Consider the following 11,323-nt stretch of genomic DNA (forward strand, 5'->3'; position numbering starts at 1 on the left):
GTAATTTGAGGTAGGAAACATTTGTGGCTCTTAAGATAATGAAATTAGCGACTAAAAACAAATTTATCCTGTCTATTTCAAGTATATTTTCGACCATAGTCGTAAACTTTTGTGATTTAACGCATCAAACTGGCAAGTTAACTAAACAACTGCTGCATAATTATTCATTTTTGTGTAGAATTTGCGGCATAAATAACAAAAACGAATAAAGACTATGCAACCACAAGATAAACAAGAAGCACTGGTAAAAGCATTTAAATCACTATTAAAAGAAGAAAATTTTGGCTCTCAAGGCGAAATAGTTGATGCATTAAAAGATCAAGGCTTTGACAATATAAGCCAAAGTAAAGTATCGCGCATGTTAAGTAAATTTGGTGCTGTACGCACACGTAACGCCAAACAAGAAATGGTTTACTGCTTACCTGCTGAAATGGGTGTACCTACGGCTAAAAGCCCATTACGCCAATTAGTAATCGATATTATGCACAACGAAATGATGATCATTATTCGTACCAGTCCAGGCGCCGCTCAGCTTATCGCTCGTTTATTAGATTCATTAGGTAAAGCAGATGGCGTACTAGGAACAATTGCAGGCGACGATACTATTTTTATCGCTCCTGCTAAAATATCTGAAATAGATGTAACACTTGAACGTGTTCGCATTTTATTTGATACGGTTTAATAGCAAACTAAATTTGTTTTAAAAACCCGACTGAAGGCGCAAAGAAAGCAGAACCCATATCGGCTTGAGTAAAATCAAGCCAGTGGTCGTAACAATCCCCTTCCCCTAAACGACTATTAAGTACTTTTTCAAATGCGGTGCCCGTACAAGAGCATGTAATTGATAACATTCCCTGCTCATACACATCGCCATAAGGCATGCTCTGATTTAATAATAGCGGTTGTCCGTCTTCGTCTTTTAGTTCGCTACGTGAAGCATGACTGGTTTCGATCGCAGGGGTAATTAGCGTGTTATCAAGGCGCGTACGTCCCATTATTTGTTCTTGCTCGCTCAATGATAAGTGCTGCCACATAGTTAAGTCATGCTTATAGCGCTGTACATGAATATAACTCCCCTGATCTTCAAAATTGCCAGGGTTACTAATTAAAGCCGTAGCGCGCTTTTTTCTTCCATGAGCTGTATCGCCACCATAAATAAAACCATTAAAATCACGACCATCTAAAAAGCGAAAATTACGAATTTGCTCCACCAGCTCAACATCGGGAGCAAATAGTTTTAAAATTTGCAGCGCAAATAAATGGTTAACGTCTTCACGGTCAGAGCGAATTTGCACAAATAAATCGCACGGTTGTACGCTCATTTGATGATCGCTATGGTTTATATTAGGAAAGCTCTGTAATTCGCTTGGGATGTATTCAGGGAGGATATGCGGCCAATATTGCGCACCAATAGCAACCATGCAAGAGAGCATTGATTCTGAAAATTGATCGCTAAATTCTTCTTCAATAGCGCTTACTTGTTTTAACTTTGCGCGAAGTGATTCATCTTGACCATCAAACACATTAAAAAATAAGTGCAAACCGTGTAAGTTTGCTTCAGCACAAATCCCTGATTGCGCTTGCGCCATTGTTATTCCTTAGTTTTACAGATAAAAACACAGCGAATAACAAATTAATTAAGATTCGAAAAAATTCACCGTGTGAGGTTTTATTTTTATTATAACCTGTTCATTATTTTCAAATGACTGGCCATATTGTGCAGCAACTTCAATTTCTTGTTTATCAATAACAAGTGAATAAACATACGCCGAACCAATAAAGCGACGACTTATGATTGTAGCTCGCTTGCTGAGTTTGTCACTTTGGTTATCTGCCACTAATTCTATTTGATGAGGGCGCACATATATAAGCCCTACGCTTACGTTTTGCTTACTCTCAATATAAGATTCGACTAAACCAAATGGTGTTTTGTATTCAGTTGCTGTTAATACTTCTGCGCTCAAGTATATGCCTTGACCCAGAAACTCTGCAACCTCCTTTGAACATGGAGCTGCAAAAAGCTGCTCGGGCGTGCCTTGTTGCTCAATTTTACCGCGATGCATAATGGCAAGTGTATCTGAAAACGCAAACGCCTCTTCTTTTGAATGTGTAACAAACACAGCAGACACTTGAGTTGCCTTAATAATTCGACGTATATCGGCAATTAATTCAAAGCGTACTTGTGTGTCGATATTTGAAAAGGGCTCATCAAGTAGCAATAAACTAGGCTTATAAGCTAATGCACGAGCAATAGCTACACGCTGCTGTTGACCACCCGATAACTGATGCGGGAACCTGTCAGCACAGCCAATTAAATGTACCAGCTTAAGCATTTCATCAACGCGTTGCTGCTTTTGAGCTTTACTCATTTTACTAAGCCCGAATGCGATATTATTTGCTACCGTTAAATGCGGAAACAATGCATAATCTTGAAACATCATGCCGATGTTACGGTGCTCAGGCGAGACAAACGATTGCTCATCACTCACTAATTTACCGTCTATAAAAATAGACCCTTGCTTAGCTTCAATTAAACCTGCAATCGCTTTTAACGTGGTCGTTTTGCCGCACCCACTCGCTCCGAGTAGACAAACAATTTCGTCTTTACCTACTGTTAAATCTAAATCGTGAATAACCTTTGTGCCGTTATAGTGATAGCTCACTCCTTGTAAAATTAAACTACTCATTTAACTACGCTGCTCCATAGAACGATTAATAAAATACAAAGGAATAAACCCAACAATAACAATAAATAATGCCGATATTGAAGCAAGCTCTAACTGCTCGTCACTCACATACTGAAATACATGAGTAGCTAAGCTTTCAAAATTAAACGGTCTGAGCAATAGCGCAGCCGGCAGTTCTTTCATGCACTCAATAAATACCAATAACGCAGCAGTAAGCAATCCTCTTCGCAGTAAAGGTAGGTGCACTAAACGCAGTGTTTGTCCTTGGCTTTTACCCATTGATTGGCTTGCCATATCAAGTGATGGGCTAATACGTAAAAAACTCGACTCAATTGCTCCGTGTGCAATGGCGTAAAATCGAACAATATAAGCAATAATAATAGTAAGAATGCTACCTGTAAGCAGCAAGCCAATATCTAAATTATACGGCTCGAGCGCTGTGTTAATGGTGTTCTCTAATAATGTAAGGGGTAACAAAACCGCAATAGCGAGTACTGTGCCAGGCAACGCATATCCTGTGCTTGCTAAACGCCCAGGAATAAGCGGATACGTTTGCTTTGCCACACGCTGATAAAAAACGACAAAAATACTCAACGTAATCGTTATTAGGCTCACAACCCCTGCCACTTTTAAACTTTGCCAAGCGTAACTAAAAAACTCTACATTCCATGCTTTATCAAAGTAAGTAATGGCGTAATTTATGAGTACTGCAATAGGAGTTACAAACGCGATAAGTAAAATAAAGCTACAAAATGCCGTTGCGAGCCAAGCTGACTTTCCTTTTAATACATAGAGAGATTCACTATTTACACTTGATTGGCGCTCAAATACAGCTTGGTTACGACGACTAAAGCGCTCTGCCATTAATGCTAAAAATAACAGTAATAACATCACACCCGATATTTTAGCTGCCGCTGTAAGTGAGTAATAACCAAACCACGTATCGTACACAGCCGTAGTTAATGTACTTACGGCAAAATAACTCACTGTTGCAAAGTCAGCCATGGTTTCCATACTTATAAGCGCAAGAGCCGCGACAATAGCCCCACGAGAGAGCACTAAGCTTACTTTAAAGAAACTTTGCCAAGGAGATAACCCCATTAACTGGCTAGCTTGTACTAATTTGAATGACTGCTCGCGAAGAGCCGTTTTAAAAATCAAAAATAAATACGGATAAAGCACCAAGGCAATCATAACGATGGCGCCGGGTAATGTACGTATATCAAAAAACCAATAGTCATTAGGCGATTGCCAACCAAACCATTCTCTCAGCGCTATTTGCACCGGGCCCGCATAATCTAATAAATCAGTGTATACATAGGCAATAATATAGGTGGGCATAGCAAGGGGCAGCATAAGTGCCCATTCAAACTGTTTTTTACCCGGGAAACTACAGTAAGCCGTTAGCCATCCAAGTGGCAAAGCTATGGCGCAGCTAAGGACGCAAACACCTAAAACAAGCAATACGGTATTGGTTATGTAATCCCAAAGCACGGTATCCCACAGGTGGGAAAACACCTCAGAGCTACCTTGTAGAGATTCAAAAAGAAGAAAAAACAACGGGGCCGATAGAATTAAGCCAGTCGACCACGCAAAGAGCTGCCATTTAGACAGCTTAAATTTATTAGTCATTAAAGATCGAACTTCACCTCATCAATTAGCTTAAGCGCTAACGGACGATATTTACTAATCTCATCAAGTGGCAAGCTGTCTTCTTTAAAACTCCCCCAAGAGGCAACCAAACTTGATAGTTCAACACCCGACTTAACTGGATACTCCATATTTAATGAGGCATACATGTTTTGTGCTTTGCTGTCGGTCATATACTCTATGAGCTTTAATGCATTTTCAGGGTTTTTAGCATATTTGGTAATAACCGCACCCGAAACATTTATGTGTGAGCCACGATTAGTTTGATTCGGAAAGTTAATATTTACGGCCTCTGCCCAACCTTTTTGCTCTTTATCTTCTAGCATTTTACCAAGGTAGTAACTATTACCTAATGCCAAGTTACATAAACCTTCTTTAACGGCTTTAACTTGAGCACGATCGTTACCTTGAGGTTTACGTGCTAAATTAGCCTTAACACCTTCAAGCCACTCTTTGGTTTGCGCTTCACCATGGTGTGCAATCATAGAAGCCACTAAACCTAAGTTATATGGATGTTTGCCAGAACGCGTACAAATTTGTCCTTTGTATTTAGGATCTGCTAAATCTTCATAAGTGAGCTTAGGTAACGCACCAATTCGCTCTTTTGATGAATACACATTACGAACTCGCTTAGTAAGCGCGACCCATTGGCCATCACCGTCACGAAAAGCTGCAGGCACGTTATTATTTACACTGTCACTTTTTATAGTTTGTGTTAATTTTAAATCTTCTAATTGAATAAGCGCACTAAAATTAGAGGTTAATACTAAATCGGCTTTACTATGTTTACCTTCACGTTTAACACGCTCAATTAACCCTTTTTTAGCAAAAACAACATTGGTTTTTATTCCCGTTTGTTTTGTAAAATCTTCTAAAATTGGCTGAATCAAAAACGGCTGACGAAAAGAATAGATATTAACAACGTCACTTGCAAAGGCTGGTGCCGATGCTGCTAATCCTAAAACAAGTGTAAATACTGTCTTCATTATTTCACCTAAATAATTGTTATTATCATCGAATTCTACCGCGCTCATTCAAAAAGTGCACACTTTAAATAAATGTAAATATGTAAATAACGCCCAAAAAGGAAATGCAGCGTAAGAGATGTCTCACGGATGTGACAGCTAATGAGTAAAAATCAAGATAAAAAACACACAAAAACAACCTAAGCACCTGTATTAATTGAGCTTTCACATTATTACTATTGCGTAAATACTAATTGAATGTAGTTTTATCCCTATTTTAGTTGCTCTATTGCACTATAATTTACGCATCAACCAAGCAATGACGCTTATTGAGTAAAAGGAAATGGACTGCTTACTCAACCAACCAATGATTAGGTTACCAGGACAACACGGATTTTAGGACAGGCTCAGGATGAGTATCACAACGCAATGTTGTAAAAAGGACAGCGTCAGGAAGATGCGAAAAGGATAACAACACGGCTAAGTTGTTTAACAGGATGTTTAAGGAATAAATGGACAGGCCTTTAAGGCAACACAATGGATTGGTTAAAATAGGGATACACTAGGAAGTGTAATTAAGGATTTGGTAATAGTATTTACCCTACAGGATGTTTAGGAATTTAAGGATACAGGCCCGGATGGTCTACATTACATAGAACTAAAAAGTAATATAGTAATAAACATGGATTAGTAAAAATTGGAGTTGATTAAGTTCAATTGCAGGATGCAGAAAATTAGAAGATTCCGCAAGCGCGCCTAGAGATAGAGCGCGCTTTTCTTTGCCTAAAATTTGGGTTTAGTAAAGCTCTAAGCAACTACCACTAACTTTTGCAGGGTAATACTGCATCCAAGCTAATCAATATTAATACCTTCAAATACTTTATTAATATTTTAAATTTCGCTAAGTTTTTCATTAATTGCGCCGATAACTAAGTAACGCAAGGATCATAAATACTCAATGGATATGAATTTTAAAATGCCGCAAAGCAATACCTTTTTATGTAAAGTATCAGACGCAAGTACAGCAAAACCAATTGGTGTTTTTAGTGCCCAAACTCCCAACGAAAATCCGTATAAAGCTTTATTTAGCCCCAAAGGTTATAACTTTTTAAATATGCCAATGAGTGAGTTTAAAAACATACTTAACGTAATTATCCAGTTAGAAAGCGATATTTCTATTAGTAAATGGGGTGAGGGTTCTCGACCTGATGAATTTAGTTATCAGCTTAATAGAATAGCAAACGCTATTGCGACTACTCACTTTAAGGGAAAAACCGATATTAGCTGTTACTTTTTAAAGCGAGTCGAAGAGGCTAAGGATATGATTGGTGAGGACTGCACCTCGTTTATTCAGGCTCACAATAGCGTAAGCCAATTATATAATACGGTTTTACAATTAACATCTGAAGAAGGCTTCAGAGCAATTCAAAATAAAGCACTTGCTCACTTAAAAGAGCAGCAAGCTTTCGCTTAACTGCGTAAAACTACTCTTCTAGCGGTCGGCCTTTATTGCGCTTACCAAGCAAATACGCATCACGAAACTTAATAAAATGCTGTTCTAATTTAGAAGATGCATCCATTTCTCCCGCAAGCGCTAGCACCATAATAGCCACTTCAGCAGTGCCTAGTTGATGCGCATGAGGGGCAACACGTAATCGGTAATCAGATAGTTTATCAGCAGTAACAGAAAGTACAGGCAAGTTATCTAAGTATGGGCTTTTGCGAATCATTTTTTTAGCTTCACGCCAGGTACCATCTAAAAATATAAATAGCGGTTTTTTACCCTCTTCAATACTTATTTCGGTAATGGCCCTGCCCTCTTCTACATCTTCAGCAGGGAATACTACCATTGGCTGATATTGTGAATCGCTTATCAAAGCTAAAAGAGCGGGGTTAGGGTCTGTTCTATCCCATCTAAATGCGTGGTTATCTGGCACTATTTCAGCAATTAAGCGCCCAGTATTAGAAGGTTTAAAACTTTCATTGTGATACATTAATAAGCACACAGCTGCTTTACAATCTGCATGCTCAACACCTTTACAAATACAGTAGTGCTTAGCTATTAAGCATTGCTCACAGCGATCTAATTTACCGCCTCGAGCATTAAACTCTCGACGGGATTCACTTATTTGTTGAGCGCGTAATGCTAAAACTGAGTTTTTCACTGTATTTACCTTCAATTAATTAAGCGCGCATTGTAGCTATATTTGGTGATAATAGATATGTAAGGGCTGTGAGATGGATATTCTAGCGCTCAGGTTAGGCATCAACAAAGTAATAAAAACCCGTATGCGGAGTTTACCTCGCGCAAGTTTTTAATTTAACAAGCGCCCCCGTAGTCGCGAGTTTACCTCGCGCAATTTTTTGAATTTAAAAAACGCGGCATAAAGCCGCACCTACGCATAATTAAAACACTGTAATTTAAAACCTGCTCTTTCACCCATAAAAAAACCCAAGCCAGGCTTGGGTTTTCAAACAAATGCTAAAAAGTTAAATTACTTCTTTTTAACTGCTTTTTTGTTTGGTAAGTCAGTGATCGAACCTTCAAAAATTTCAGCTGCAAGGCCGATTGATTCATTCAATGTAGGGTGAGCATGAATAGTAAGCGCTAAGTCTTCACCATCAGCACCCATTTCAATACCTAAACCGATTTCGCCAAGCATTTCGCCCGCGTTAATACCGATCATAGCACCACCGATTATACGGCCACTTTCTTTATCAAAAATAAGTTTAGTAGAACCTTCAGTACGAGATGATGCAATAGCACGACCAGAAGCTGCCCACGGGAATACCGCAGTTTCAATTTTTAGGCCTTGCTCTTTTGCTTCTTTCTCAGTAACACCTACCCAAGCGATTTCTGGGTCAGTATACGCAATCGAAGGAATACATTTAGGGTCGAAGAAATGCTTCTGACCAGAAATAACTTCTGCAGCAACATGACCTTCATGAACCGCTTTATGCGCAAGCATAGGCTGGCCAACTAAGTCACCAATTGCAAAAATATGGCTTACGTTAGTACGTAATTGCTTATCAACATTAATAAAGCCACGCTCATCAACGTTTACGCCCGCTTTTTCAGCATCAAGTAAGTTACCGTTTGGAGTACGGCCAACTGCAACAAGCACTTTGTCGTAACGTACAGGTTCTGCTGGTGCGTTTTTACCTTCAAACGTTACGTATAAGCCATCTTTTTTAGCTTCAACACCAACAACTTTAGTTGAAAGCATTACGTTGAATTTTTTGCTTACGTATTTTTGGTAAATTTTGATAATGTCTTTATCAGCTGCTGGAACTAATTGGTCAGCAAATTCTACAACATCAATTGCAGAACCTAGTGCACGGTAAACCGTACCCATTTCAAGACCGATAATACCACCACCAAGTACAAGTAGTTTTTCTGGTACATCTTTAAGCTCTAGCGCGCCAGTTGAATCAATTACACGGTCATCTTGTGGGATGAAAGGTAAGTTAACTGGTTTAGAACCTGCTGCAATAATCGCGTTATCAAACGTGATAGTTGTAGAGTCTTTCTCGCCTTCAACTACTAAAGTATTGCTGCCAGTGAATTTACCGTAACCAGATACAACTTTCACTTTACGCATTTTAGCCATGCCCTCTAGTCCACCAGTTAACTGGCCAACTACAGAATCTTTCCAAGTACGAACTTGGTCAAGATCGATCTTTGGTGCGCCAAAAGTAACACCATGAGATGACATTTCAGCTGCATCATCAATCACTTTAGCTACGTGTAAAAGTGCTTTTGAAGGAATACAACCAACATTAAGACATACGCCGCCTAATGTTTCACGAGATTCTACCAATGTAACTTCTAAGCCCAAGTCAGCAGCGCGGAATGCCGCAGAGTAACCACCAGGACCACCGCCTAGTACAACAACTTGAGTTTTTAATTCGTTGCTCATGCTATTACCTTAATTGTTTGAACGGGACACTGCCCTAAAGTTTAACTGCCATGTTTCTGCAAGGCAGAAAGTGAGAGCAGATCACAAATTTGTGCAAAGATTGTATCATTGCAAATGGTAAAAATCCCAGCTAAAAACAACTGGCTGGGATTTGATTCTATTCATTGTCCAGCGATTACATCACCAATTGGCGAATATCGCTCATGTAACTTGCAAGAGTCACAGTAAAGCGTGCAGCTAAGGCTCCGTCAATAACCCTATGGTCGTATGACATAGACAGCGGAACCATTAGTTTTGGTTCAAACTCTTTGCCATTCCATTTAGGTTTCATTTCAGATTTAGACACACCTAAAATAGCCACTTCTGGTGCATTAACAATCGGCGTAAATGCCGTACCGCCAATACCGCCAAGGCTAGAAATAGTAAAACAACCACCTTGCATATCAGACGATGTAAGCTTCCCGTCACGTGCTTTAACAGATACTTCCATTAATTCGCGTGATAGTTCAATAATGCCTTTTTTATCAACATCTTTAAACACTGGTACAACTAAACCGTTTGGCGTATCAACTGCAACACCAATGTTAATGTACTTTTTAAGGATTAAGCTTTCGCCGTCTGAAGAAAGCGATGAGTTGAATTTTGGAAATTCAGCAAGTGCTTTCGCAGCTGCTTTCATTACAAACACAAGTGGCGTGATTTTAACACCCAGCTTTTTCTTCTCGCTAAGCACATTTTGCTCTTTACGGAATACTTCAAGGCTTGTGATATCAGCTTCGTCAAACTGTGTAACATGTGGGATTTGCACCCAGTTACGGTGTAAGTTTTTGCCTGATAGCTTTTGAATACGAGACAGCTTTTGCTCTTCAATTTCGCCAAACTTAGCAAAATCAACTTTAGGCCATGGAATAAGACCAAGCTCGCTACCACCAGCGCTACTACCTGCAGATAATTGACCCGACTCAACTTGCTTAACTAGGTTTTTAACATAGTTTTGCACGTCTTCTTTAACTATACGGGCTTTGCGACCAGTGCCTTTAACGTTAGCTAGGTTAATACCAAACTCACGCGCTAAACGGCGAACAACAGGTGATGCATGAGCATACGCGCTGTTTTCTGTGAAGCTTTCATTACTTGCTTTTGCTGGTGCCGCTTGAGCCGGTGCCGACTCAGTTTTAGCCGCAGCTGCAGGTGCTGATTTTTCAGCTGGTGCAGGTGCTGCTACTGGCGCGCTGCCTGCAACTTCAAATACAAAAATTAATGAGCCAGTCGATACTTTATCGCCAGCGGCTACTTTAATTTCTTTAACTGTACCTGCAAATGGAGCTGGTACTTCCATTGCAGCTTTGTCGCCTTCAACGTTTAAGATTGATTGATCTTCTTCAACCGTATCGCCAACTGCAACCATAATTTCAGTTACTTCAACTTCATCGCCACCAATATCAGGTACATTAACTTCTTTAGTACTTGGTGCTGCATTTGCTGTTGAGCTAGCTGCAGGCGCTTCTACAGGAGCCGACTCTTTAGCCGGTGCTGCAGATTCACTTCCTGCTACTTCAAAAACAAACACTAATGAGCCTGTTTTAACTGTATCGCCAGCGGCGACTTTAATTTCTTTAACTATACCGGCAAATGGAGCGGGAACTTCCATTGCTGCCTTGTCGCCTTCCACGTTTAAGATAGATTGCTCTTCTGAAACGGTGTCGCCAACAGCAACCATGATTTCAGTTACTTCAACTTCATCATCGCCAATGTCTGGTACGGTTACTTCTTTAGTTGAAGAACCTGTAGAAGCAGCAGGTGCTGCCTCTTCAGATTTAGCTGGAGCAGCGGCTGATGCTTTTTCTTCACCAGTGCTTTCACTCTCGCCTTCAAACAAAAATACTAAAGAGCCAGTTGTAACGGTGTCGCCAACGTTTACTTTAATCTCTTTCACTGTACCCGCTTGCGAAGCAGGTATTTCCATTGATGCTTTGTCGCCTTCAACATTAAGTAATGATTGGTCAACATCTACTTTGTCGCCAACGCTTACTAATATTTCGGTTACTTCTACTTCGTCGTCACCAATATCTGGTACTTTAATTTCAATACTCATTGCAAA

General features: G+C 39.8%; 9 protein-coding genes. 2 read left to right on the top strand and 7 right to left on the bottom strand.

Going from position 1 to position 11,323, the window contains the following annotated elements; genetic code table 11:
- Positions 1-214 precede the first annotated feature (214 nt).
- Positions 215-682: a transcriptional regulator ArgR gene (gene argR, locus GQR38_RS06935; RefSeq protein ID WP_002957753.1), complete on the top strand. Its 468-nt coding sequence runs from the start codon at positions 215-217 to the stop codon at positions 680-682.
- A gap of 7 nt (positions 683-689) precedes the next feature.
- Here the strand turns inward: argR and GQR38_RS06940 are convergent, their stop codons facing one another.
- The 4 genes from GQR38_RS06940 to GQR38_RS06955 are packed head-to-tail and all read right to left on the bottom strand — an operon-like array spanning position 690 to position 5,323.
- Positions 690-1,589 (bottom strand): Dyp-type peroxidase, encoded by a 900-nt coding sequence (locus tag GQR38_RS06940; protein WP_024590635.1) that lies wholly within the window; start codon positions 1,587-1,589, stop codon positions 690-692.
- 48 nt (positions 1,590-1,637) lie between these two features.
- Complete coding sequence (locus GQR38_RS06945) at positions 1,638-2,687, bottom strand: ABC transporter ATP-binding protein (protein ID WP_165722157.1); 1,050 nt, start codon at positions 2,685-2,687, stop codon at positions 1,638-1,640.
- Positions 2,688-4,319 carry an iron ABC transporter permease gene (locus GQR38_RS06950; RefSeq protein ID WP_101215993.1) on the bottom strand — a complete coding sequence of 544 codons (1,632 nt, stop codon included), beginning with the start codon at positions 4,317-4,319 and terminating at the stop codon, positions 2,688-2,690. It abuts the gene before it with no gap.
- On the bottom strand, positions 4,319-5,323 hold the full coding sequence (locus GQR38_RS06955; protein ID WP_024590632.1) for a Fe(3+) ABC transporter substrate-binding protein: 1,005 nt from the start codon (positions 5,321-5,323) through the stop codon (positions 4,319-4,321). Before GQR38_RS06955 ends, GQR38_RS06950 begins: the two co-directional genes overlap by 1 nt.
- A gap of 937 nt (positions 5,324-6,260) precedes the next feature.
- Here GQR38_RS06955 and GQR38_RS06960 point away from each other — a divergent pair.
- A complete protein-coding gene (locus GQR38_RS06960) occupies positions 6,261-6,776 on the top strand; it encodes a hypothetical protein (protein WP_007586114.1) in 516 nt (171 codons plus the stop codon).
- Positions 6,777-6,786: 10 nt separating this feature from the next.
- Here the strand turns inward: GQR38_RS06960 and GQR38_RS06965 are convergent, their stop codons facing one another.
- The 3 genes from GQR38_RS06965 to aceF form a co-directional block, all read right to left on the bottom strand.
- The gene (locus GQR38_RS06965) at positions 6,787-7,467 is read right to left on the bottom strand and encodes a tRNA-uridine aminocarboxypropyltransferase (protein WP_024590630.1); all 681 of its coding nucleotides are present in this window, start codon (positions 7,465-7,467) and stop codon (positions 6,787-6,789) included.
- Between the two features lie 330 nt (positions 7,468-7,797).
- Positions 7,798-9,222: a dihydrolipoyl dehydrogenase gene (gene lpdA / locus GQR38_RS06970; RefSeq protein WP_007586124.1), complete on the bottom strand. Its 1,425-nt coding sequence runs from the start codon at positions 9,220-9,222 to the stop codon at positions 7,798-7,800.
- A 175-nt stretch (positions 9,223-9,397) separates the two neighbouring features.
- The gene (gene aceF, locus GQR38_RS06975; RefSeq protein ID WP_165722158.1) at positions 9,398-11,317 is read right to left on the bottom strand and encodes a pyruvate dehydrogenase complex dihydrolipoyllysine-residue acetyltransferase; all 1,920 of its coding nucleotides are present in this window, start codon (positions 11,315-11,317) and stop codon (positions 9,398-9,400) included.
- Positions 11,318-11,323 lie beyond the last annotated feature (6 nt).

Origin of the sequence: Pseudoalteromonas sp. c7(2019), assembly GCF_011378625.1 — a bacterium.
Taxonomy (GTDB): domain Bacteria; phylum Pseudomonadota; class Gammaproteobacteria; order Enterobacterales; family Alteromonadaceae; genus Pseudoalteromonas; species Pseudoalteromonas arctica.

What these genes read in the sequence shown, in the direction of transcription:
- GQR38_RS06940 (WP_024590635.1), bottom strand. Translation starts at nt 1,589, where the DNA reads ATGGCGCAAGCGCAATCAGGGATTTGTGCTGAAGCAAACTTACACGGT.
- GQR38_RS06950 (WP_101215993.1), bottom strand. Translation starts at nt 4,319, where the DNA reads ATGACTAATAAATTTAAGCTGTCTAAATGGCAGCTCTTTGCGTGGTCG.
- GQR38_RS06960 (WP_007586114.1), top strand. Translation starts at nt 6,261, where the DNA reads ATGGATATGAATTTTAAAATGCCGCAAAGCAATACCTTTTTATGTAAA.
- lpdA (WP_007586124.1), bottom strand. Translation starts at nt 9,222, where the DNA reads ATGAGCAACGAATTAAAAACTCAAGTTGTTGTACTAGGCGGTGGTCCT.
- GQR38_RS06955 (WP_024590632.1), bottom strand. Translation starts at nt 5,323, where the DNA reads ATGAAGACAGTATTTACACTTGTTTTAGGATTAGCAGCATCGGCACCA.
- GQR38_RS06945 (WP_165722157.1), bottom strand. Translation starts at nt 2,687, where the DNA reads ATGAGTAGTTTAATTTTACAAGGAGTGAGCTATCACTATAACGGCACA.
- argR (WP_002957753.1), top strand. Translation starts at nt 215, where the DNA reads ATGCAACCACAAGATAAACAAGAAGCACTGGTAAAAGCATTTAAATCA.
- aceF (WP_165722158.1), bottom strand. Translation starts at nt 11,317, where the DNA reads ATGAGTATTGAAATTAAAGTACCAGATATTGGTGACGACGAAGTAGAA.